The sequence below is a fragment of the Cutibacterium sp. 37298 genome, from assembly GCF_023838685.1.
Taxonomy (GTDB): domain Bacteria; phylum Actinomycetota; class Actinomycetes; order Propionibacteriales; family Propionibacteriaceae; genus Cutibacterium; species Cutibacterium acnes.
Window position 1 is genome coordinate 1 of the sequence record NZ_JAJNRJ010000006.1, and the last position, 22336, is coordinate 22336.

The 22336-nt window shown below is 60.2% G+C and carries 22 protein-coding genes and 2 tRNA genes; 4 read left to right on the top strand and 20 right to left on the bottom strand.

The features are described from left to right. Positions 1 to 578 precede the first annotated feature (578 nt). Positions 579 to 1418 carry a hypothetical protein gene (locus tag LRP59_RS11330; protein WP_002513288.1) on the top strand — a complete coding sequence of 280 codons (840 nt, stop codon included), beginning with the start codon at positions 579 to 581 and terminating at the stop codon, positions 1416 to 1418. Between the two features lie 142 nt (positions 1419 to 1560). After that, a complete protein-coding gene (locus LRP59_RS11335; RefSeq protein WP_002521286.1) occupies positions 1561 to 2190 on the top strand; it encodes an NUDIX hydrolase in 630 nt (209 codons plus the stop codon). Positions 2191 to 2260: 70 nt separating this feature from the next. On the opposite strand, the gene LRP59_RS11340 is transcribed toward LRP59_RS11335, so the two are convergent. From LRP59_RS11340 to mfd, 10 genes are all read right to left on the bottom strand, one after another. Next, entirely contained in the window at positions 2261 to 3094 is an 834-nt protein-coding gene (locus LRP59_RS11340; protein ID WP_002513286.1) for a Bax inhibitor-1/YccA family protein, read from the bottom strand. 145 nt (positions 3095 to 3239) lie between these two features. Further along, positions 3240 to 3313 (bottom strand) — tRNA-Leu (locus tag LRP59_RS11345). 10 nt (positions 3314 to 3323) lie between these two features. After that, the gene (locus LRP59_RS11350; protein WP_002513285.1) at positions 3324 to 4256 is read right to left on the bottom strand and encodes a Ppx/GppA phosphatase family protein; all 933 of its coding nucleotides are present in this window, start codon (positions 4254 to 4256) and stop codon (positions 3324 to 3326) included. Continuing rightward, entirely contained in the window at positions 4253 to 4795 is a 543-nt protein-coding gene (locus tag LRP59_RS11355) for a DUF501 domain-containing protein (RefSeq protein WP_002513284.1), read from the bottom strand. The genes LRP59_RS11350 and LRP59_RS11355 overlap by 4 nt, the downstream gene beginning before the upstream one ends. A gap of 7 nt (positions 4796 to 4802) precedes the next feature. Then, entirely contained in the window at positions 4803 to 5243 is a 441-nt protein-coding gene (locus LRP59_RS11360; protein ID WP_002521283.1) for a septum formation initiator family protein, read from the bottom strand. Between the two features lie 299 nt (positions 5244 to 5542). Next, the gene (eno, locus tag LRP59_RS11365; RefSeq protein ID WP_002513282.1) at positions 5543 to 6823 is read right to left on the bottom strand and encodes a phosphopyruvate hydratase; all 1281 of its coding nucleotides are present in this window, start codon (positions 6821 to 6823) and stop codon (positions 5543 to 5545) included. Positions 6824 to 6910: 87 nt separating this feature from the next. After that, a complete protein-coding gene (locus LRP59_RS11370; protein ID WP_002513281.1) occupies positions 6911 to 7441 on the bottom strand; it encodes a hypothetical protein in 531 nt (176 codons plus the stop codon). A gap of 115 nt (positions 7442 to 7556) precedes the next feature. Then, on the bottom strand, positions 7557 to 8195 hold the full coding sequence (locus LRP59_RS11375) for a MazG family protein (protein WP_002513280.1): 639 nt from the start codon (positions 8193 to 8195) through the stop codon (positions 7557 to 7559). Between the two features lie 8 nt (positions 8196 to 8203). Further along, complete coding sequence (locus tag LRP59_RS11380; RefSeq protein ID WP_002521281.1) at positions 8204 to 8719, bottom strand: hypothetical protein; 516 nt, start codon at positions 8717 to 8719, stop codon at positions 8204 to 8206. Positions 8720 to 8780: 61 nt separating this feature from the next. Further along, positions 8781 to 12407 (bottom strand): transcription-repair coupling factor, encoded by a 3627-nt coding sequence (mfd, locus tag LRP59_RS11385; RefSeq protein WP_002532925.1) that lies wholly within the window; start codon positions 12405 to 12407, stop codon positions 8781 to 8783. 63 nt (positions 12408 to 12470) lie between these two features. On the opposite strand from mfd, the gene LRP59_RS11390 reads away from it, so the two are divergent. Beyond that, positions 12471 to 13610 (top strand): PrsW family intramembrane metalloprotease, encoded by a 1140-nt coding sequence (locus LRP59_RS11390; RefSeq protein ID WP_002513277.1) that lies wholly within the window; start codon positions 12471 to 12473, stop codon positions 13608 to 13610. Between the two features lie 3 nt (positions 13611 to 13613). Here LRP59_RS11390 and pth read toward each other — a convergent pair whose 3' ends face one another. The 8 genes from pth to LRP59_RS11430 form a co-directional block, all read right to left on the bottom strand. Then, positions 13614 to 14216, bottom strand: coding sequence for an aminoacyl-tRNA hydrolase (gene pth, locus LRP59_RS11395; protein WP_002513276.1), 603 nt, complete (start codon positions 14214 to 14216; stop codon positions 13614 to 13616). Beyond that, the gene (locus LRP59_RS11400) at positions 14213 to 14815 is read right to left on the bottom strand and encodes a 50S ribosomal protein L25/general stress protein Ctc (protein WP_002513275.1); all 603 of its coding nucleotides are present in this window, start codon (positions 14813 to 14815) and stop codon (positions 14213 to 14215) included. The genes pth and LRP59_RS11400 overlap by 4 nt, the downstream gene beginning before the upstream one ends. Positions 14816 to 14993: 178 nt before the next feature. Further along, the gene (locus LRP59_RS11405; RefSeq protein ID WP_002521278.1) at positions 14994 to 15608 is read right to left on the bottom strand and encodes a hypothetical protein; all 615 of its coding nucleotides are present in this window, start codon (positions 15606 to 15608) and stop codon (positions 14994 to 14996) included. A gap of 1 nt (position 15609) precedes the next feature. Beyond that, positions 15610 to 16179, bottom strand: coding sequence for a hypothetical protein (locus LRP59_RS11410; protein ID WP_002513273.1), 570 nt, complete (start codon positions 16177 to 16179; stop codon positions 15610 to 15612). A gap of 35 nt (positions 16180 to 16214) precedes the next feature. Beyond that, the gene (locus LRP59_RS11415; RefSeq protein WP_002531762.1) at positions 16215 to 17492 is read right to left on the bottom strand and encodes a hypothetical protein; all 1278 of its coding nucleotides are present in this window, start codon (positions 17490 to 17492) and stop codon (positions 16215 to 16217) included. A gap of 147 nt (positions 17493 to 17639) precedes the next feature. Further along, positions 17640 to 18608 (bottom strand): ribose-phosphate diphosphokinase, encoded by a 969-nt coding sequence (locus tag LRP59_RS11420; RefSeq protein ID WP_002513271.1) that lies wholly within the window; start codon positions 18606 to 18608, stop codon positions 17640 to 17642. Continuing rightward, positions 18605 to 19903, bottom strand: coding sequence for a bifunctional UDP-N-acetylglucosamine diphosphorylase/glucosamine-1-phosphate N-acetyltransferase GlmU (glmU, locus tag LRP59_RS11425; RefSeq protein WP_002513270.1), 1299 nt, complete (start codon positions 19901 to 19903; stop codon positions 18605 to 18607). The genes LRP59_RS11420 and glmU overlap by 4 nt, the downstream gene beginning before the upstream one ends. 88 nt (positions 19904 to 19991) lie before the next feature. After that, positions 19992 to 20070: transfer RNA gene (locus tag LRP59_RS11430), tRNA-Gln, on the bottom strand. 133 nt (positions 20071 to 20203) lie between these two features. Here LRP59_RS11430 and LRP59_RS11435 point away from each other — a divergent pair. Then, the gene (locus LRP59_RS11435; protein WP_002513269.1) at positions 20204 to 20836 is read left to right on the top strand and encodes a TetR/AcrR family transcriptional regulator; all 633 of its coding nucleotides are present in this window, start codon (positions 20204 to 20206) and stop codon (positions 20834 to 20836) included. On the opposite strand, the gene LRP59_RS11440 is transcribed toward LRP59_RS11435, so the two are convergent. Beyond that, positions 20818 to 21357, bottom strand: a complete 540-nt coding sequence (locus tag LRP59_RS11440) for a MarR family winged helix-turn-helix transcriptional regulator (protein ID WP_002513268.1) — start codon at positions 21355 to 21357, stop codon at positions 20818 to 20820. The two genes, LRP59_RS11435 and LRP59_RS11440, sit on opposite strands and share 19 nt — an antisense overlap. Continuing rightward, positions 21354 to 22325, bottom strand: a complete 972-nt coding sequence (locus LRP59_RS11445; protein ID WP_002513267.1) for a 4-(cytidine 5'-diphospho)-2-C-methyl-D-erythritol kinase — start codon at positions 22323 to 22325, stop codon at positions 21354 to 21356. The genes LRP59_RS11440 and LRP59_RS11445 overlap by 4 nt, the downstream gene beginning before the upstream one ends. Positions 22326 to 22336 lie beyond the last annotated feature (11 nt).

Below are 22336 nucleotides of genomic sequence, written 5' to 3' on the forward strand. Positions count from 1 at the left end.
AGGCGACCCGACCAACCCTACCACACCAACCCCGAAACCACAAAACCACGATCCCAGAACCAGCCAGCAGAACCAGCCAACCACACCACCACCAAAGCAGCAGCCCGGAAAACCATACCAGCACAAACCAGATCACACAACCCAGCCCACACCAGCCGAAACCACCACAACCACCAACGATCACAGCAATTCCCAGCCCCACAACAGGACCCGCAGAAGCCTAAACACTCATCACACAAACGTCAAATCATGCCCCCAGCAACCCCACCAAAGGAACCACCAGAACTCCCACCAACCCCACACCCACAAGCGCGAAGCCAAAAACACACTACACACACCCCACCACCAACACAAATCCACAAAACATCCGCATCGTCACCCCGGGCCTACCTACCCCGCCGTTACCCCTCTCGAGGCCTATCCAGTCGCCGGGCTCCTCATAGACTCACCCCATGACGTATCGAATAAGGTTCCGTCAAACCGCAAGCGTGATCCTCAGTGCGGCCGCGCTATGTGTGTGTGCGTCATGTACTTCAACAACTCCCACGACGCCTTCAGACGAGCCGAGCCAAACTGCTTTGGTCCCGTCGTCCAAGGTCACGGCCTCGGTATCCCCGCTCGATGGCATCCATACCCGCGCGATCATCAATGAACTTGTTGCGGCGTCGGGCAATCGACCCATCACCAAGGTAGACATCACTAAGAGTGCGCTCAGCATCACCGTTCAGATCGGTAACTCCCCAACAATCTGGATCTGGCAGAACGGCAAGATCGACTCGTCAGCAACTCAGAGCACTCAAACAGCGTCACGCCCCTTCAATCCTGGCGACTTCGCCGTAGAGAAGTTGCCCGTAATATTAAGCAGGGCCGCCGATATCTCCGGATCCCATATGAACCAGAACTTGCAGATCGTCGAGTACAACCAAGGTACTGTCCTCATGACAGTCTCGACCAAGCCAGAAACCCAGACCGTCTTCTTCCGACCCGATGGATCTGCCATCAACCACATTGACTTCGCATCACCTTCTGGCATGGCTGAAGCATTAAGTGATGCTGTCGCGGGCGCTAAGCAAGTCGACCAGATCAGCTACCAGCCCGGTAAGGCCATCATCGTCGATACGCCGACAACGACACCTGGCATCGTCATGAGGCGGACCCGGTCTGCCGATATGCCCGCATGGGCGGTGCAACGCAGGGGCGACGCGTCCGCAACCTTCTCGCCTGGCCTCCTGAATCCACACGTCATCATCCGCATCATGAATCTCGCAGCTGCGCAAGCTCACCAGAAGCCGTCCGACATAGAATGGACCATTTCTCAGGACACGAAGCTTGACGCGCCCGTCCTTCGCGTTGACATTAATGGTGTGACTAGGGCTTTTAACACCGACGGCACCGACGTCACCGACAAGATCAAGTAGCTGCCAGGTCCTCGAATAATTCAGCCCATCAAGGAGCTAGACAGCTAGCCTCGGATTAAGGTGGTTGAATGAAAGTGTGCTCATCACCGCAGTCGGAACGCCAGGTAGTGGGCAGACCCATGCCTTCCGCGTCCGCCATGGGATGAATCCACACGTCGAATTGTGGCGTCACGGGCTCGTCGTCAGAGAGTACTTATCTGCCGATCGGGTCGACGACGAGATCGTCGTCACCGCCCACGTCGCGCCTCGAACGTCCAGCTCTCAGCCTCCCCGCACCCGAAAGAGCGTGCCGGATCTCTCCGAGGACAGACAAGCCGACGAACCAGTTCGTCCGTACCAACGCATTGCGGCCTACGCCGTTGTACGGTCACGGCGGGGATTACTGGGTACCGAGTGCTCGCCACGCACCGCAGTCCCTGGCCTGTGGGCGCTACCTGGAGGTGGTTTAGAACCCGGTGAGTCCCCTGCGCAGGCGGTCACCCGTGAGGTCATGGAAGAGTCCGGACAGCGTATCCGCCTTAACCGCATCATCGATCTGCAGTCCGATCATTGGATCGGCCGCTCCCCCACCGGGGTGCTAGAGGACTTCCATGCCCTGCGGATCATCTACTCGGCCACCAGCGAAAACCCCACCGACCCCTACGTCATCGACATCGGTGGCACCACCCAGTCAGCCCAGTGGATACCGCTGTGGCGTTGGCGTCGGCTGTCCTGGGGAGCCGCGACACGCATGTGTCTTGAGACCCATCTGCGCGACGTCCCCAGCACCTGATCAGCCACAATTACCACAGGCACGACGAGGGGGCTTGGTCACGATGACCAAGCCCCCTCCGACGTCAATATCAATCAGCCCGGAAATAACTGAGAATCCGCAAGATCTCTGTGTAGAGCCACACCATCGTCACAGCGATGCCGAAGGCCGCACGCCAAGACTCAGATGCTGGGGCTTGGTTGCGCACGCCCTGCTCGGCGTAGTCAAAATCTACGACAAGGTTCATGGCGGCCAGCACCACACCCAGCGCTGAGCACAAGATGCCGATAGGGCCAAAACTAGCAACACCAATGTTGATCCTGAATAGCATCAACACGAGGTTGACGAGCATCGCAAGGGCAAAGCCGAAGGTGGAAATGATGACGATCTGACGGAATCGCGGCGTCACCCGGATATTAAAGAACTTGTATGCCGCCAAGGTCACGCCGGCAGCGGCGAAAGTACCCAAGACGGCCTGCACCACGATACCGGGGTAAGCGGTCTCAAACATGGCTGACAGAGAGCCAAGGACCAGCCCCTCGCAGATGCAGTAGAAGATTACGCCACCGACCGGCACCGTACGGCGAGTGCTGACGACCATCGCAGTAATGAATGCTGCAATCGATCCGACCACCAAGGCAGGGCCACTTGCCACCACGTTCGGCCCAATCAGCGTGAAGCTCACAGCGCCGATGGCAGCAATGATGAGCAGGACCAGGCCAGTACGGCCGAGGACGTCATCAAAAGTCATCGCGCGCTCGGCACTCTGCCCTCGCGGGCCGTCTAATAGAGAGCCCCACTCGCCGCCAGGCTGCCCTGATACGCCGTACTGCGACCGATACCCCTGACCTGCGTACGCCGGCCGCCCGTACGGGTTGCCGCGCGGCTGGAAGGCCTCGGCTCGGCTAAAGACCGGGTTAGCCATGTGATCCTCCTGTGAAAACTGTGGTGACGTCTACTCTAAACAACGCAGTGACGACACGAAACCTTCCCCGTACCGCGGAACGAGCTTTTCGCACTAGCGACGACTGAGGTCATACACACTGCGTAGCTGCTCCTGGTGAAGTGTGTACCCCCGACGGGATTCGAACCCGCACTGGGACGGGTTTAAGCCGTCTGCCTCTGCCGGTTGGGCTACGGGGGCCAGGAGCACTTCAGCTCCCCTGCGCCAGCATTGCCAGCGCCATGCCGTCAAGGATATCGGTCTCCGAGACGACAAGTTTACCTGCCGTCGCACGACGGCATACCTCGTCAATAATAACGGCACCTCCACACAACACTTCTGCACGACGTCGCTTCAGCGGTCCCATCTGCTCGACTTCATCAACAGTAGACGAGAGCAACTTGCCCGCCAGGTCGGAAATCTGGCCGACCGTCAGTACCGAACGATGCACCTTGGCGCGGTCATACTCTGTAAGACTCTGGTCAATTGCGGACAAGCTCGTGACCGTACCCGCAACGCCGATGACGGTACGGGCGGTAGAAACGTCAACCGGGCAGGAATCCAGGGCTTCACGAACGTACTTGCGAGCGTCGTCGATCTGCTCGACGGTGGGCGGGTCGTCATGGAGGAAACGCTCACGCAGCCGTACCGAGCCGATATTGAGGCTCGCCCGAGAGTCGATGCTGGTTCCGCGGCCCAGCACCAGCTCCGTCGAGCCACCTCCACAATCAATAACAAGAACCGGCTCATCGATTACCTGGATCCCAGACATCGCTCCAGCAAAAGACAAGCTCGCCTCTTCCACACCGTCTATGACTTCCGCGTCCACCCCCAGAGCTTGACGAACCCCCGCGAAGAAGGCATCGCGGTTGGAGACGTCACGAGCAGCCGAGGTGGCAACAAAACGCACCCGGTCGCAGTGGTGGTCCGCGATAGCCTGGGCGAAGGTGCGACAGGCTGAGAAAGTGCGCTCAAGGGCGTCGGGACGGAAGGAACCGGTGGCGTCAACCCCCTGACCGAGCCTCACCATTTCCAGTTCTCGTGACTGCTCGACCAAACGCCCGTCCGAATCGGCTGATGCGATGAGGAGGCGAATCGAATTCGTCCCGCAGTCGATAGCTGCAACAGTGTGGCTGCCGCTCATACAGTCCTCCTGCCCGACTCAGGCTCGTGATGCTCAGGGGTACATGGGTCGCACCAGAACTCTCCCAGCTCTGCAACGACCTCATCCCCAAACGGGTTGACCCCGGGCCCGACAGCTAAGGCGTGCCCTGCCAGAGCATGCAGACATTTCACGCGCGTCGGCATACCGCCAGCGGAAATCCCATCGATCTCAGGAACCGGCTCAAGACCAGCGTCCTCGCCGATCTCAACGCGATCAGCAATATAGGACTCATGGGCGCGCCGGTACTGGTCGGCGAGCTCCTTATCCTCACCGAGTCGTTCGGTCATCCGAGCCATCAGACCCGAAGACTCCAGGGTCCCAATGAGGGATGCAGCACGCGGACAGGTGAGGTAATAAGTCGTCGGAAACGGGGTGCCGTTCGGCAGCCGAGGCTCGGTAGCAATGACACCTGGTTTACCGCAACCGCAGCGCCACGCCACACCAGCGACTCCTCGTGGTTCGCGGCCAAGCTGGTCCCGGACGTCCTGACGGTCGTTCTCAGTAAATTCTTCTAGCATGGTCACCTCATCGACAAGAAGGGCTGGGCGAAGACAACTTCGCTGAGGGTGTAGGCGTGATCATCGCCCCCGGGGTGGGGCGGGGCGGAGCGGGATGGTCAGCGTCCTGGACTGATCCCGCAGCCTCTCGCCACCAGCGAGCGTCAGCGCTGGCCTCACTCGCCGGATCTTTTTCGTCCAAAGAAGTCGTCGATCCAATGACCTTACCGTTTTCTCCAATGACCTGATACCCAGTCTCGCCCGGCATCACCCAGCCGAGCTGGGAGCGCGCCTGAGCACGGACGTAATCGGGATCGTGCCACCTCTTGACCTCGTCTTGAAGGGTCGAGATAGAAGCGCGTGTCCGAGCCTCGTCGTCTTGGGTCCGGGAGATCTGGGAACGCTGAGAGAAGTAGATACCCAAACTAGGCGTAATCATGACAAGTACCAGCAGAACAGCCGCACCCATAACGACTGCTCTGAGGGTGAGCCCGAACCGGCGAGGCTGACCACCCTCCTCCTGAGTAGCTCGATTACGAGGAGGCTCTGTGCGCGTAGTGCGCTGGTAATTTCCGCGGTTCCTCGGACCTGAGCGGTTCGGCGAGGACACGTGTGTCCGTCCCCCGGCAGGTCGCTGAGACCTTCCGGACGGACGGTGTCGATTGCTTGGTGTAGTGGCCATCGTGGTCCATCATGACACGACCGCCCCGGCAGCACCGGGACGGTCGTGTCATGTCAGGTGCTGCGGTTAGCACCTCATAGCGTCAGTCAGGCCTGGAAGCGCGGGAAAGCGGAAGCACCGGCGTACTCGGCCGAGTCGCCCAGTTCCTCCTCAATACGCAGCAACTGGTTGTACTTGGCGATGCGCTCGCCGCGGGCCGGGGCACCGGATTTAATCTGACCAGTCGATAGCGCGACGGCGAGATCGGCGATAGTGGTGTCCTCGGTCTCACCAGAACGGTGCGACATCATGCAGCGGTAGCCGTTACGATGGGCCAGCTCGACGGCGTCGATAGTCTCCGAGAGGGAGCCAATCTGGTTCACCTTGACGAGCAGGGCGTTGGCAGCCTTGGTCTCGATTCCCTTGGCAAGGCGCTTCGGGTTAGTGACGAACAGGTCGTCGCCAACGATCTGGATCTTCTCGCCGAGCTTCTTCGTGAACTCGGCCCAACCGTCCCAATCCTCCTCGTCCAACGGATCCTCGATAGAGACCAGCGGATACTTGGCGATGAGGCCTTCGTAGTATTCGATCATCTCAGCCGAGGTCTTAGCCTGGCCCTCGAACGTGTACTTGCCGTCCTCGAAGAACTCGGAGGCAGCGACATCAAGGGCGAGGGCGACGTCCTTACCAGGCTCGAAGCCGGCGGCCTTGATGGCGTCAAGAATGAGGTCCAAAGCGGCGGCGTTGCTGGGGAGGTTGGGGGCGAAACCGCCCTCGTCACCCAGGCCGGTAGCCAAGCCCTTGTCCTTGAGGACCTTCTTGAGGGAGTGGTAAACGGCAGCGCCCCACTCGTAGGCCTGCTTAAAGGATTCCGCACCGATCGGGGCAATCATGAACTCCTGGATGTCAACGTCGGAATCGGCGTGGGCACCACCGTTGAGGATGTTCATCATCGGAACGGGCAGCAGGTGGGAGTTCGGTCCGCCGAGGTACTGGTACAGCGGGAGCTCCGCACAGTCAGCAGCAGCATGAGCAGCAGCCAGGGAGACACCAAGGATGGCGTTAGCACCCAACTTACCCTTGTTGTCGGATCCGTCGAGCTCGATCATGATCTGGTCGATAATGCGCTGCTCACTCGCGTCGCAGCCGAGCACCTCCTCGGCGATCTTCTCGTTGACGTTCTCAACAGCCCTGAGAACCCCCTTACCGGAGTAACGCTTCTTATCGCCGTCACGCAGCTCAACGGCCTCGAACTGACCGGTCGAAGCGCCCGAAGGAACCGCAGCGCGGGCCTGGGTGCCGTCGTCGAGGATCATCTCGACCTCAACGGTCGGGTTGCCGCGGGAATCGAGGATCTCACGGGCTTCGATGAATTCGATGGTTGCCATGGACCAACCTTTCAAAGAGGATCTTTGCGTCCACCCCAAAGCGTATCGGAGCCAACCAACTAGAGGTATCTCAGGGCTGACCGTCACTCACTGCCGTTGATCCTCCGCTGGGTTTTCAGTGATGACGAATTCGTAGGTGACGTTCTCAGGTGCGTCGATATGTAGCTCGATCTGCCCACTCTGTGCCCGCTTACCAACGCTCAGATGGGCGAATCCCTCATGGCACGGGGCCGATGTCGTCGACTCGTCATTTTCGGTGACGCTCATCAGCGTATCGGTGGTATCACACAAAAAGTAGTAGTCGGTGACGGTGCCAGCCTTGACGACGACGGTCTGGGACGTGGAGCCGGTGACGACACGATCACTAATTATCCCCGTGACCCCGGGAAGAAAGTCCTTCAGCCCACCTCGCTGCGGGGTTGCCGTCACCTTAGTGTTCGGATTCACATCCTGCGGGGTCGGTTTAGGTCCGGAGGATTGACTCACCGACGGCACGGAAGCTGCGGGCGCATCCGAAACCTCAGTGATGCCAGCCGGGTCGTTCGCACTGCCCTTGCAGCCAGACAGCGTCCCCAAGGCGACGACGGCGACAAACAGCGCTGCCAAGGCTCGTCGCATCGCACACCTCCTCCGTGTCTCCGACTACCGTACTGGTCTTTGTCGCCTAGTCGGCCAGACCACCGCCTCAACAACAAGGGATGCCGCAGTAATAAGCGGTGTTAAACCGCATCGGTCAGTCAGTTCGGCACTCAGCCTTCCTGATCTCGTCTTCGAGATCGCGCAAACGGTCTCGTAGCGCCTGATCCGCGTCAACACCGCTTGCCTGGGCGCGAGCAATGAGAGTCAAAAGCTGGCCACCAGTCTCCGCCGCGGTGATCGGCTCGTCGGCCAGCTTGACGCCCACCCCACGAGTGCGTGCGCGTGAGATGACCTTAACGCTGCGGGCCACGCTGGAAAGGGAGTGGGCAATCCCGTCCAGGCTGGACGTACGTCCTTTGACCGCTGCCTTACGAGCCTCCCATGCGGCGTCGAGATCCTCAGGAACCTCCTCGTCGGAGAACACATAGGGGTGACGGGCCACAAGCTTGGCGACGATTCCACCGACGACCTCGTTGATGTCGAAACGTCCCCCCTGTTCACCGATCCGGGAATGGAAGACGACTTGGAGTAGCAGATCCCCCAGCTCCTCAACGAGATCGTCATCGGTACCGGCCTCAATCGCGTCAATGACCTCGCCAGTCTCCTCGACTAGATAGGTCACCAGGGATCGATGGGTCTGACTGCGATCCCACGGACACTCGTCGCGCAACCTTGCCATCACCTCGACGAGGTCGCTGAATTCGGCCCTGGGTCGTGCGTACTCAGCCGCCATCAACGGGATCAAGAAGTCTTAGTGAAGGGCTGGGACAGGGACGAGCTGCCCTGAACGACCAGGTTGTTAGCGTCCCAGGACCCTAAGCGTGGATTGGCCTTCACATCGACGGCGGACAGGTCAGCCTTCGCCTGCCTGTCACCCTCGAGGTCGAAAAGATGGAACACACCCGCGAAGCTACGAACCATCGTGTGACAGACCTGATCGGAATCTAAGGCAGCCATACCATTTCGAGCGACGATCTGGTCGCGTTCGGCGTCAGAGAGCTTCGCTCCGCGTTTGTCCAGGATCTCTTGCGCAACGGCTCCACGAATAACCGTCGAGGCGATGATCTGGCGCGGGGTGAGTTCCGAGGACGGGTTGATGAACTTCGAGCAATGCTCGACGGCATCGTCAACAGACTTCATGGTCACCGTCGTATTTCCCACCGTGGCCGCGTTGCTCGGGGAACTCGCACACCCGGAAGCCACGCTCACCAGAGCAACAGCCACCGCAGCGACACCGAGTCGTCGTCGCATTGTCATCACATCTCCTGCCACGAAAAAAGGGTACAGCTGGTCATCTTATGCCGCCAACGGCACGATTTTATGGCTCAGTGGGCCGGCCCGTGCTGATCGGGGTGTCAACAGCCAAGACGTTCGTCACGAGGTCGGCACTCCACTTCAACAAGTCGGCACCGCCCAATGGCTGTCCCCCAATCGTTGCAGTCATGGGTTTAGGCACCAACACCAAACCCGCTGTTTGCTTGACCACCGATCCGGGATACAACCTCTTGAGGCGCATCACCCGGGATTCCGGCAGGTTCACCGGCGAAAACCTGATGTTACGTCCAGCCGGAACGACCTCATGGATTCCCGCCTGTCGACATAGCAGGCGGAATCGCGCCACCCCAAGCAAAGCTTGAACGGGCTCGGGCATCGGTCCATAACGGTCGACCAACTCGGCCCCGATGGCGTCAACCTCCTCGTCACTGCGCACTTCAGCCAATCGCTTATACATCTCAAGGCGTAGACGTTCAGTTTCGACGTACTCAACTGGAAGGTTGGCGTCAACGGGCAGCTCGATACGCATCTCCGGTTCATCGGCAGTGGTGCTGTCCCCACGGAACTCAGCGACGGCGTCACCTACCAGACGAATATAGAGATCGAAGCCAACGTCAGCAATGTGCCCGGACTGCTCACCACCAAGCAGATTCCCGGCGCCGCGAATCTCCAGATCCTTCATGGCGATAGCCATGCCAGAACCCAAGTCGGTGTGGGCGGCCATCGTCGCCAAGCGGTCGTGAGCCGTTTGGGAGAGTGGCTTGTCCGCTGGGTACAAGAAGTAGGCATAGCCGCGCTCCCGAGAGCGCCCCACACGACCACGCAACTGGTGCAGTTGAGACAGCCCCATAAGGTCAGCTCGATCGATGAGCAGAGTATTGGCGGTGGAAATGTCGATACCCGACTCAACGATCGTCGTGCATACCAGGACGTCGGCACGACGCTCCCAGAAGTCCACCATGATCTGCTCCAGCTGTTTCTCGTTCATCTGGCCGTGGGCAGTGACAATCCGCGCCTCTGGAACGAGTTCACGCAGCTTGGCAGCTGTCTTTTCAATAGACTGCACGCGGTTGTGGATGTAAAAGACCTGACCTTCACGAGCAAGTTCACGCCGGATCGCCGCAACAACCTGCCCCTCGTCATAGGGTCCGGCGAAAGTGAGCACCGGGTGACGCTCCTCTGGTGGGGTGGCGATCGTACTCATCTCACGGATGCCTGTCACCGCCATCTCCAAGGTGCGCGGGATCGGCGTAGCGCTCATAGCAAGCACATCGACGTTGACCCTCATGCGTTTAAGCGCCTCTTTGTGCTCGACGCCAAAACGCTGCTCCTCGTCAACGATGACCAAGCCGAGATCCTTGAACTCAACCTCCTTGGCCAGCAAGCGATGGGTACCGACGACGACGTCGACGGTACCGCGTTTAAGTCCCTCGAGGGTTTCGCGGGCTTCGGTGTCAGTCTGGAAACGAGACAGGGCCGCCACCTTGACGGGGAAACCTGCGTAACGCTCAGTGAAGGTCTGGAAATGCTGCTGCACCAGCAAAGTAGTGGGCACCAGCACCGCCACCTGCTTGCCGTCCTGAACCGCCTTAAACGCAGCACGTACCGCGATCTCGGTTTTACCGTAGCCGACATCACCACAGACCAGCCGGTCCATCGGAACGACCTGCTCCATGTCACGCTTAACGTCCGCAATGGTGGTGAGCTGGTCAGGTGTCTCGACGTAAGCGAAGGCGTCCTCCAACTCCCGCTGCCACGCAGTGTCAGGGCCGAAAGCATGCCCCTTGGTGGCCTGACGAGCAGCATAGAGCTTGATCAGCTCGGTGGCGATCTCACGAACCGCCTTGCGGGCACGCGCCTTGCGCTTGCGCCAGTCTCCCCCACCCATACGGTCGAGGCTGGGGGCGTCCCCACCGACATATCGGGTCACCTGATCCAGCGAGTTCACCGGCACGAAGAGGCGGTCACCAGGCTGACCTTTTTTGGAGGGCGCGTACTCGATAACGAGGTACTCGCGGGTAGCGCCGCCGACAGTGCGCTGCACCATCTCCACGTACCGCCCCACACCGTGCTGCTCGTGGACGATGAGATCGCCCGGCTTGAGCTCCAGGGGTTGGATCTGATTCCGACGTCGTCGAGGCATACGACGTTCGCCAGTGCCACCGGGATCCTGGGACTCGGCGAGGTCACCGGTGGAGGCAACGAGCAGTTTGACAGAATCGGCCGCGAACCCATGACGCTGGTGAAGTCGGATGACCTGAACGCACGGCTCGGTGGCATCCGGGTCGACATCGTCAACCAGTCTGGCCGCGACGTTGTGCTCCCCCAACAGCTCGGACATGCGTTTGGCCATGCCCTCACCCTCGGCGCACAACAGGACCGTCCAGCCGTCGTCAAGGCGAGTCGTCAGATCTTTAACAGCTGCCTCGACGTCGCCATGCCACGGCTCAACGGCCACGAGCTGGGGATTAACCGTTTGCGGAGCACTGGTGATGTCGTCGTCGACGAGGACATCAGTTGCCGGAGAATCCAGAGAAAAGGAGGACATCGACCACCAGGCCATGCCGCGCTCTAGACAGTGCGATCTTACCTGGGCCAAGCTGCGATAACCCGAAGCAGCCAGGTCAATAGGAGCTTGTCCGCCGCCGGCGGCAGCTGCCCACCCAGCACCGAGGAACTCTTCGGAGGTGCGAACCAGATCCGCCGCACGAGAGCGCACCATCTCCGGATCTGACAGGACGACCATGGCATGCTCAGGCAAGACGTCGACGAGTAGTTCCATCTCATCGACGAGGGCCGGCATAAGAGCTTCCATCCCCTCGACAGCTTGACCGTTGCCGATCCGCTCCAACATGTCAGCTAATTCGGGATGGTCGGTCAGCAAGGCCTTGGCTCGGGAACGTACCTCGTCGGTAAGGATGAGCTCACGGCAAGGAGCGCAGATCAGTTCTTGATGAGTCTCGTCGGTGGATCGCTGGTCGGCTACCGCGAAGGAGGTCATTTCCTCGATCTCGTCACCAAAAAAATCGATACGGACCGGGTGTTCTAGCACCGGCGGGAAGACGTCGACGATACCGCCACGTACTGCGAATTCGCCACGGCGTTCCACCATGTCAACCCGGCTATATGCGGCGTTGACGAGTTCAGTCGTGAGCTCGGTAAGGTCATGCTGTTCTCCCACTGCCAGGCGCACCGGGGCGATGCGTCCCAGACCGGCAACCTGAGGCTGCAGCAAGGAGCGCACCGGGGCGACCACCACCTGTGGCACCTCACCCTCGGTACCACACAGCCGACGCAGCACCTCCATGCGTCGACCGACGGTGTCCGTACGCGGGCTCAGACGCTCATGAGGCAAGGTCTCCCACGATGGGTAGTAACAGACAGAGTCGGCGCCGAGCCACGTCTTCAAGGTAGCAACTGATTCCTCGGCCTCTCGGAACGTGCTCGTCACGAGTAATACTGGCAGACGTCCGGAACCGTCGAAAGACCGGCCCAGTACGGCTGCCACCGCCGGGCGGGCCGAAGCTGCCACCTGAAGGTCAAGGGTGGGAGTGCGCCGGGTAAGGGCGTCCTCCACAACATGGGAGAGCACCGGTTCGCGGGAAAGAAGGGAGGTCAATCCGCCAAAAGCCACGAGCATAGGGTACGTGGTGGTACCGACACTCACCATCACTCGTGGAGTTGTTCTCGAGGGCTCCCCTCCCCATAGCATGTCGAGGTGAGCACCACACCTATGCAGTACCCACTCACTCCCAAACCGGTTCGACGCAGCGGAACCCTCCCGATAGTCATCACCGTATTGGGAGCGATCGTCATCCTCCTCATCGTCGCGCTCATCAGCGCAGGCTCACCCGTTACCTTCATCGTCGGTGCAATCCCATCGACCGCGGCCCTTATCGTGTGTCTGCTGTGCTACCGCTGGCTCGACAGATGGGAGCCCGAACCTACCCGTCTCACAGTGATGGCGCTGATCTGGGGAGGGTCAGCAGGCGTCATCTTCTCGTTCCTTGTCGAGATGGCGGTTCCCGCCAGTGAGTTCGTGACGATGGCCATCGTCGCACCGCTTGCTGAGGAATTAGCCAAAGCCTCAGTATTTATTCTCGTTGCCACTGGAGCCCGCAAGCTTGAGCTCACCTCGCTAACCGATCACATCTTCTATGCCGGGATCTGCGCCCTAGGCTTCGCGTTCGTGGAGAACCTGGGTTATTTCGCTCTCTCGTCGAGTGCCGGGGAATTTGTCGTCATGACACTTGTGCGCACAGGTTTTGGGGTCTTCGGACACCCGCTTTACACCACGGCGACTGCGGTCGGCATGTGGGCGTGGCGCAACAAGGGCGGTTTCTGGAAAGTCATTCTTGGCTACGTCGTAGCGTGCCTACTCCATGGTCTATGGAACGGTGGCCCCGCATTATTGGCGGACAGCCTGACCCTTGATGAGACCGGTCAGCTAGTTACGATGGTGCTCGTCTACGTTGTGCTGTTTGTACCAGTGTTCATCGGCACCGTCATTATGGCAACTCGCAACCGGCGCAAAGAGTACGAAGCAGTGCGCTCCCAACTTCCCCTCATGGTGGAAGCCGGGCTGGTGACTCCGATTGAGGCTGACATGATCGCAGATCCGCGTAAGCGACGTACCGTCCTCGCTGATTCCGGTAAGCATGGTCGAGCCGCTAAGCGAAGTCAGGAACGCACTATTACTGCCGTAACAGAAGCAGCACTGGCCCAGCACCGTATTGCCGCTGGCGAAGGCGGCCCGGAGCTCGTCAGACGGCGCAACCAGCTTTCCGAATGGCTGCGATCGCGCCCCGATAAATTGGGACAACTGCCTTTTATGCCACAATTCCCGCCGATGCAGCCCCCGAAAAACTGGTGACCTTCAGGAATTGAAACGATTCTGGGCCACCGTCAGCCCTTGTTTAATGATCGTCTCGACGGCGTCGGCAGCCAAGGCCACCTGAACGTCCATGTCCGTACGCTGCCTAACAGGTACTCGGGCCAATACCCAGTCAGCCGGATCCTGGCGGCCCGGAGGACGCCCAACACCGACCCTCACCCGAATAAAATCGCCGGTACGCATGTGGGCTCGAACGGACTTCAACCCATTATGGCCGTTGTCGCCACCTCCCTTTTTGAGGCGTAGTCGACCCGGATCAAGATCAATTTCGTCATGAACGACGATGAGATGGTCAGGGGTCATTCCGGCAAAGCTCGCGACCTTGCTGACGGCGATCCCCGACTCGTTCATATACGTGCGGCTGCGCATCAGGATAACGGTCTGGGCATCCACAGCTGGTACGCCCAGACCGGCCGAGCTCAAGCGGGTGCGAACGAGTTCCGCCCGTTGTCCGCGGGCTGGCGAGAGCTTCTCACCAGCCCGACGGCATAACTCGGCTATGACGTCTGCCCCGACATTGTGTCGGGTGCCGTCATAACGTGGGCCCGGATTGCCGAGCCCAATCACGAGCCACGATGGGCTCACTCTTTCTCGGCCTCGCCCTCAGCGTCCTCCCCGGACTCCTCATCCTCAACGGACTCGGTCTCCGGGAAGGCGACAGTAGCGGCAACATCCTCCGCGTCACCTAGCAGGCTAGTGCCTTCGGGGAGCTTGAGGTCGCCAAGGTAAATGGTCGTACCGGCCTCAAGACCGGTGACGTCGATCTCAATAACCTCGGGGATATTGAGGAGGTCAGCCTGGACCTCGATCTCGTTGAACTCGGTCATGGCGATGGTGCCGGGGGCAGACTCACCGGTGATGCGCAGGGCGACGTTCACGTCAACCTTCTCGCCACGACGCACAGTCAGCAGGTCGACGTGGCGAACAAATCCCTTAAGGACGTCGCGCTGAACGTCCTTCGGCAGAGCAAGCATAGGCTTCTGGCCCTCGATCTCAATCGAGAGCAGCGGATTCTCGGTACGCAGAGCCAGCAACGTGGCGTGGCCGTCAAGGGTCACGTGGATCGGGTCGTGATCGTGGCCGTACATCACGGCGGGAACCTTGTCATCACGCCGGATACGACGCGCGGCGCCCTTACCGAACTCGGTACGCTGCTCTGCCTTGAGGTGAATGATGTCTGCCATGGTGGCATCTCCTTCTCGTTGACGTAGAACGGCTCGACGAGAGGAAGCCCAAGTAGGCAGCCAGTCGATCACGGACCTTGCGGTCCCTCGCCAAGCTCAAGACAGTCTACTCGTACGATGCGGGGGCCACAACCTGGCAAGCCCAGGTCTTGGCCCCCGCGGAACACATTCAGGCTACTCAGCCGATCGAACCCTCAGATCTCAACTCGGCGTACCGGGACTCCGGGTTAGTTCCCGAGAACGGCTTCCCGACCGCGTGCCAGGTGAGATCAGCTCCGCAGCTAACATTCTGGGCGTCAACATCCAGCATGATGAATCCCCAGACCAGACGACCCTGGGTGTGCGGAGCAAGGTCGTAAGGCCCCACCTTCTGCGACAACTCCCACGACACCGTGTGGATGTAGTCGAAGCCATAGGACTGATTGAGGTATGTGGTCAACGTGCCATCAGCCTTGATCTCACCCTTGACTTCGGTAGTCTCACTGCGTTTGACCGTGACGGCATGGGTCACGGGCATGGCGGTATCGGTAGTGTTCTCGACGCTGGCCCCGTCAGTCTGCTTGAACCACCGACGAGAGGCCGTGACGTACACACCCCGCGTCCCCTGCGGTGTACAACGAGTGCCGGGCTTGTAGTTGTCATTCCACCGCTGGGGCAGCTCGAAATTGATCCCGTTGTTCGGCGATTCCTGAACAGCACCAGCCGGAACTGCTGAGAACACGGTGGTCAACGCCACTGTCGCAGTTACCGCACCCACTACTGCGCACCGCAACACACTGATCCCCCTTGGCATCTCAGGCGTCGTACTGCACATTGTCGCGGGTGCTGATCCTCACGTGATGCTCCCGCGGGAGGGTAGCGGTGAAGTGATCACCACGGCCCTGCCATTTTTTGTCGGGACCGCAGACCGTATGCTGCCCCTCGAAGTCAGAGACAATCCAACCGGCCTGCAAAACTGCGGTCTTGCCCGGGGCAACGTCGTAGGGTCCAACAGTTTCTCCAACCTCATAGGTAGAAGAAGTGCTATAGCTGCTGGAAATGGAGATGTGGATCACATCGAGCAGTGGGAAGTCAATGCCTGCCGAAACCGACCAGTTCTTCGTCTTAGTTTCTGTGATGGATCGCGTGACCGGCAGCGGAGTGTCGTTGTAGTTGGAAATCGTCCACGTCCCAGCAGAGCCATCGAAGTAGCTGCGCACCACATGAACGGTCTGTCCGGTGTCACCCGGATTCGAGCAGGGAGCACCGATGGTGGTTGGGTTCGCGGGGTTTTGGTGCTGTACCGGCAGGGCCTGGGCAGGCGTCTGGGCACCAGCGGTGACGATTGCCCCGGTAGCGAAAGTAGCAACGAGTGAACGAATCATTGTGGTTCCTTCCAAGACGCGAATGGGAATGGGTATCAGCGGGTCGTCTGGGTGGGTACGGGAAGATGCTTCCACGCGTCAGGCGTTACGTCGACGGTGCGTTTGGTCCCGTCAGTGCCGGTAATAGTGGCTTCAGCCCAGAATCCGGCAGGCGCGGAAGCCAGTCCGTAATGCGACACGATAGATGCGACACCGTTCTTGCAACCGACCTCACGGTAGTTCACTCGGCGTAGCAGGGTGCCATATTCGACGTGAACCTTCTCCCCAGGAGCGAGATCGACGCCCTTAAGCTCGGTCTTGACGGGTAGGTAGGCGCGGTAAATCGCCCCAACGGACTCCAGCCATCCGCGTGGTGGCCCGTCGGCAGCGGGATCCCAGTTCACGTATCCAGCGAATTGAGCTCCCACGACGGTGTCAGTGACAGGAGTGAAGTGGTACTGGCCCTTGGACCAATTGAGGAAGTCCTGGGAATACCCGGGTTGACGGATGAGCGGATCAATACCGGAGATGTCCAACGGGTACCAACCCCTCGCCAGGCATCGCTCCCCCTGCTTAGGCCAGGAGGGATCGCGCTGCAATGGGCTAGTCGGTTCGACCGGGACATCCTTACTGGGATCGGCAAGTTTCTCCAGATTCGGTCCGGCCATGACAATGTCGTGGTCATCAACGATTCGGCTGTTCTTGCCTGACCCTCGCGAGGGGATGGCCAGGGCTCGATCCGAGATGGAACCATCTTTGTGGATGACGAGGGCGTAGGCGTATCGCTCGGCTGGCGCGGTGCCCCGGATGACGTGAGCGCCACCGCTGGGCTCTAAATATCCGTCCCGGCACCCCAAGAACATGCCCACGAAGTTCTTGACGGTGACACCATACTCAACCCGGAAAGACTCTCCAGGGCCAAGTTTGACGGGACCGAAAGTCTCCTTATCCTGCCACCCATTGGAGGCAACGATCCCTAATTCCGTCTTGAGGGTGGTGTTCCAGTTCGGGGGAAGCTTGGATGCCGAGTTGGAATCGATCTTGTGGTTTGTCGATGTCTTTACACTGGCGGTGTAGTCGACGGCATGGTCGGTTTGGTTCGTGAACTGCAGAGTTCCGTCGGACTGGTAGTGGCGGCTTGTCTCGCCGTAGTGCCAGTCAGGAGTCACGGAACCACTGCACGGATGGAAAAGACCAGGAACTGGATATGCCTGCGGCTTGTTCGTTTCCCTGGCCCCTGCGGCGTGGGTCCCGCTCGTAACAAAAACAGCTAGGGCGACGGCCGTCGCCACGGTCCCCGCGCAATAGGCCCGCACCGTCCTGATGGGCCACATATTCCCTCCAATCGAGGCAGGTCAGAGGTGCACCCGACAGCAAGGGCACGCTCCCGGCCAAGATCGACCTTGACAGATAAACGGTATCAACCGAGAGGGTCATTCGGACCGGCGCGAAGGGGCACAACGCTGTACCCCCAAACAACGTCAGCGGAACAGACTCGTCACAGACCCGTCCTCGAAAACCTCCTGGATCGCCTTAGCAATAAGCGGGGCGATGGACAGAAGCGTCATGGCAGGAATGTCGATATCGTCGCGAATCTTGAGAGTGTTGGTGACGATGAGTTCTTCGATGGGCGAGTTATTGATCCGTTCAGCGGCCGGGTCCGACAGGATCGGGTGAGTGGCAGCGGCAATAACCCGCTTGGCGCCATGCTTTTTAAGAGCTAGGGCAGCCTGGCACATCGTGCCCGCAGTGTCGACCATGTCGTCGACAAGTAAACAAGTCTTACCCTCAACCTCACCGACAACCTCATGGGTGGTTGTCTCGTTGGCCTTATTCGGATCACGACGCTTATGAATGATCGCCAGCTGGCAGCCAATCTTGTCGGTCCACATGTCAGCCAGGCGCACCCGGCCGGCGTCCGGGGAGACGACAACCATGTCGGAATTGTCATATTTGGAGGTGACGTAGTCGGCGAGCACCGGAAGGGCCCACAGGTGGTCAACAGGGCCGTCGAAGAATCCCTGGATCTGGGCGGCGTGCAGATCGACTGACATGATGCGGTCGGCTCCAGCAGCCTGATAAAGATCGGCCATAAGGCGGGCGGAAATGGGCTCGCGACCCAGGTGCTTCTTGTCCTGACGAGCGTAGGGATAGAACGGAGAAACCACGGTGATGCGCTTAGCCGAAGCCCTCTTGAGCGCGTCGATCATGATGAGCTGCTCCATCATGGCCTCGTTTACCGGCGCACTGTGGGATTGGATAACGAAAGCGTCGCAGCCGCGCACAGACTCCTGGAACTGCACGTAGATCTCCGAGTTCGCGTACGTAACTTGACGCGACGGGACAAGCTCGACGCCGAGTTCGGCAGCGATCTGCTCAGCAAGTTCGGGATAGGCCCGTCCTGAGCAAATCATGAGGTGCTTGTTGTTCGGACGGGTGGTTCCACTCACTGGTCAGCCTCCGGGTTCAGGGTGTCGTCTTGGCTGTCGGACGTGATGTCCGAGACGGTGGCGGGAGCGGCGCACTCCCGGGAAAGGACAGATCCGGCAACAATGGAGGATCCTGCAGTCACCTCGGAATCGCCAACGTAGGCCATGTGGGGGATGGCCGCTTCGGTTCCGATGTGGGTGTTCTTGGTTTCAACAAAGGCTCCGACTTTGGCGTCACGGTCGAGTACGGAACCAGGACGGATGTTGGAGAACGGGCCAACCCGCACCCCCTCACCGACGACCGCAAGGGTGACCTCGGAACGGGTGACGGTGGCTTCCTCACGAATCTCGGAGTCGGTGACGGTAACGTCCGGGCCAACCGTGGCCCCAGCTCCAATGGTGGTAGCCCCGTTGAGGAATACCCCGGGATATAAAGTGACGTCATTAGCGAGGTCAACATCCGGCTGGATCCATGTCGAAGTGGGATCAATGATGGTGACCCCAGCACGCATCCATCCAATGACAATACGGCGATTAACCTCGGCGTTCATGCGGGCCAGCTGGACCCGGTCGTTAACCCCCTCAGTTTGCCACACGTCGTCGATACGGAAGGCGCCCACGCAACCGCGGCCAGGAACCTCGACAGTGCCATCAGCAGCCATGGTGACGACGTCGGTGAGGTAGTACTCACCCTGAACGTTGTCGTTAGAAAGCTTGGAGACGCCCTCGCGCAAAGCTTCGGCATCGAAAACATAAATACCGGAATTGATCTCGCGAACGGCTCGCTGGGCCTCATCGGCGTCTTTGTGCTCGACGATTCCCACAACAGCCTCTCCCTCTCGCAGGATTCGTCCGTAACCCGTGGGGTCCTCTACCTCGGCCGTAAGAACGGTAACAAGATTGCGGCGCTCGCGGTGCGCCTCAACCATCCGCTGAAGGGTCTCACCGGTAAGCATAGGGACGTCACCGTAGGTGACGACGACCTCACCGTGGAGCTCGTCCAATCCCTCGAGACCGCATGCGACAGCGTGACCAGTGCCTTTTTGCTCTGTCTGGACCGCCGTGGTGACGTCGGGGGCGTCCTCAGCGAGATGGGCCTCGACCTGCTCGCGACGGTGACCCACGACCACGACGAGATGTTCCGGGTTAAGTCCGCGAGCCGCTCCGATCGCCCACGACAACATTGGCCGACCAGCAACCTCGTGCAGCAGCTTAGACTTCGTCGACTTCATGCGAGTGCCGCCGCCGGCGGCCAACACGATGACGGCAGCCACTCCGTCGATCTCGGCTCGGTCAGTGGACGGGCTCGGCGTCACGGTGCTCCCCCCAGGTTCGGATGTGGCATGCAGGGTTTACTCTAGCCGCCACTCGGTTACACCGCACTGCGGGAGCGGGATCAACGAGCTCCCCGGGCAGGAGTCGAACCTGCGTCGCTCATCCTGATTCAAAGTCAGGCGGGCCCTGCCGACAGACCAACCGGGGAACGCTCGGCGAACCGAGTCTCCATAACCTTAGAGCATGCATCGCAATTCGGCCACGCAGCGACGCTCAGTAAGCTCAATATCATGATGTCGGATTTCTCATCCCAGCCATCACCCCCGCAGCGCCGGGCGCGGATGACCAGCGGCCAGCGCCGTGAACAGCTCATCAGCGTGGCTCGTCGCCTCTTCGCAGACAATGGCATGGCAGGGACCTCCGTCGAGGAGATCGCCGCTACCGCGGGAGTCTCCAAACCCGTCATCTACGAGCATTTCGGGTCCAAGGATGGGCTGTACGCCGTCGTCGTAGACCGCGAGGTACGCCACCTACAAGATTCCCTCAACGCTGCCATGACCCGCCCAAAGCAAGGCCCAAAACGCACCCTGGAGTCAGCGGTACTGGCCCTGCTGGACTACATCGACGACCGTCCAGACGGTTTTCGGATCATCTCGCGAGACTCCTCGGTCGGTTCAGCCACCGGTTCGTACGCGTCAATTCTCTCCGACGTCGCGTCGTGGGCTGAGGGGATTCTCGCCGCCAACTTTGACCGTCACGGGTTCGATGTCTCGTACTCCTACCTGTACGCCCAGGCCCTCACCGGCATGGTTGGCATGACCGGGCAGGCCTGGCTCGACACCCGTGAACCAGCCAAAGAAGTCGTTGCCGCCCATCTGGTTGACCTGACTTTCAACGGGCTTGCTCATCTGTCGGGCAGCCCACATCTCAGCCGTCACGTCGAGAGAGAAAGCCTTCAGTCCAGTTCCTCTTGACGGGCCAGAACGGCACGTAAACCTTGACCCACCTGTTCGACGACCTGGGCATCCATCGAGTCGAGCAAACGTCCCTCGGACTCCAACAGGGCTGCCAGGGCTCCATCGACCCGATCGCGCCCCTCATCGGTGAGTTCGACGATGACCCCGCGCCCGTCCTTGGGATGGGGAAGACGACGCACCAGACCGCGATTTGACAGCCTTGTAATGCGGTTAGTCATCGTCCCCGATGCCACCTCGAGCTCGTTAAGGAGCTGACCCGGGCTGAGTTGATAGGGCTCACCAGAGCGTCGTAGCGCTGCTAGCACGTCGAATTCCCAGCCCTCGAGGTCCCATTGGGAGAACGCTTTGGCGCGGTCACGATCCAGGCGACGGGCGAGCCTCGTGACGCGCGACCACACCTCCATTACCTCGACGGGCAAGTCAGGACGCTCCCTAGCCCACGCCGCAATGATGCCGTCGACCGCGTCATTCCGTGGCGAATTCTGGTGCACAGCGTTCTGATGTAGCGGTCTCGTCATGCAAAGCTCCCCACCGGGCCAGGCAGGAGCTGCGCTCCCGCAGCTGGACCACGGGCAGTTCGGGTGCGATGAACCTGAGGCAGATTGGCCACAGCAGCGCTCACCTTCTTGGCGCCAGCGGTGTCCCGGACGAGGAAGGCGCAGGTCGGCCCCGATCCAGAAACTAAAGCGGTCAACGCACCCACCTCTCGCCCAACTGTCAACACCTCTTCGAGTTCGGGCCGAAGGTCGATGGCAGCGGCCTGTAAGTCATTGCTCAGACTGGCAGCGACAACATCAAGATCGCCGCGGGTCAAAGCCGAGATGAGGTCATTGGGCACCGTTTCTCCCCCAGGGGTGCCGCCCAACTCGTCGAAACGTCGGTAGACAGCCGGGGTGGACAGTCCCTGATTCGATGTCGCGAACACCCAGCGATGACGTCCTCGGCAGATCACTGGCGCAAGACGGTCTCCTCGACCTCGCCCTAACGCCACTCCACCGGTGAGACAGAAGGGCACGTCGGAGCCAAGCTGAGCAGCCAACGGTTGTAATTCCTCGGGGGAGTAAGGGAGCCGACACAACGCGGCCGCTGCCATAAGGGCGCCCGCTGCGTCAGCTGATCCTCCAGCCATCCCACCAGCGACCGGGATCGACTTATCGATGTGAATGTCGGCGCCATGGCCACGTTTCCCCCATTCTGAAGCGAATTCCTCGCGAACGAGTTCTATAGCTCGCCAGGCCAAATTCGTCTCGTCGGTAGGGACCTGATCGGCGTCCTCTCCTGAGACGGTGAGGGTGATGCGCGAATCGTCGCGACGAGTCACCGCCACCTCATCGTAAATGCAGATAGCTTCGAAGACAGTCGCCAACGGGTGAAAGCCGTCGGGCGCAAGGCCGCCAACCCCGAGCGCCAGATTGACCTTGGCGCTGACCCGCACCGTCACGGTCATCGGCCGGAGCAAGTCAAACGGATCGTCCATCATCACCATGTGCTAACCGT

Coding starts and splice junctions, on each gene's coding strand:
- LRP59_RS11410 (WP_002513273.1), bottom strand. CDS start 16,179: ATGATTCGTTCACTCGTTGCTACTTTCGCTACCGGGGCAATCGTCACC.
- LRP59_RS11435 (WP_002513269.1), top strand. CDS start 20,204: ATGACCAGCGGCCAGCGCCGTGAACAGCTCATCAGCGTGGCTCGTCGC.
- LRP59_RS11355 (WP_002513284.1), bottom strand. CDS start 4,795: ATGCTAGAAGAATTTACTGAGAACGACCGTCAGGACGTCCGGGACCAG.
- LRP59_RS11350 (WP_002513285.1), bottom strand. CDS start 4,256: ATGAGCGGCAGCCACACTGTTGCAGCTATCGACTGCGGGACGAATTCG.
- LRP59_RS11360 (WP_002521283.1), bottom strand. CDS start 5,243: ATGGGTGCGGCTGTTCTGCTGGTACTTGTCATGATTACGCCTAGTTTG.
- LRP59_RS11335 (WP_002521286.1), top strand. CDS start 1,561: ATGAATCCACACGTCGAATTGTGGCGTCACGGGCTCGTCGTCAGAGAG.
- LRP59_RS11340 (WP_002513286.1), bottom strand. CDS start 3,094: ATGGCTAACCCGGTCTTTAGCCGAGCCGAGGCCTTCCAGCCGCGCGGC.
- eno (WP_002513282.1), bottom strand. CDS start 6,823: ATGGCAACCATCGAATTCATCGAAGCCCGTGAGATCCTCGATTCCCGC.
- LRP59_RS11445 (WP_002513267.1), bottom strand. CDS start 22,325: ATGGTGATGATGGACGATCCGTTTGACTTGCTCCGGCCGATGACCGTG.
- LRP59_RS11390 (WP_002513277.1), top strand. CDS start 12,471: ATGCAGTACCCACTCACTCCCAAACCGGTTCGACGCAGCGGAACCCTC.
- LRP59_RS11440 (WP_002513268.1), bottom strand. CDS start 21,357: ATGACGAGACCGCTACATCAGAACGCTGTGCACCAGAATTCGCCACGG.
- LRP59_RS11405 (WP_002521278.1), bottom strand. CDS start 15,608: ATGCCAAGGGGGATCAGTGTGTTGCGGTGCGCAGTAGTGGGTGCGGTA.
- LRP59_RS11370 (WP_002513281.1), bottom strand. CDS start 7,441: ATGCGACGAGCCTTGGCAGCGCTGTTTGTCGCCGTCGTCGCCTTGGGG.
- LRP59_RS11380 (WP_002521281.1), bottom strand. CDS start 8,719: ATGACAATGCGACGACGACTCGGTGTCGCTGCGGTGGCTGTTGCTCTG.
- mfd (WP_002532925.1), bottom strand. CDS start 12,407: ATGGTGAGTGTCGGTACCACCACGTACCCTATGCTCGTGGCTTTTGGC.
- LRP59_RS11400 (WP_002513275.1), bottom strand. CDS start 14,815: ATGGCAGACATCATTCACCTCAAGGCAGAGCAGCGTACCGAGTTCGGT.
- LRP59_RS11375 (WP_002513280.1), bottom strand. CDS start 8,195: ATGGCGGCTGAGTACGCACGACCCAGGGCCGAATTCAGCGACCTCGTC.
- LRP59_RS11415 (WP_002531762.1), bottom strand. CDS start 17,492: ATGTGGCCCATCAGGACGGTGCGGGCCTATTGCGCGGGGACCGTGGCG.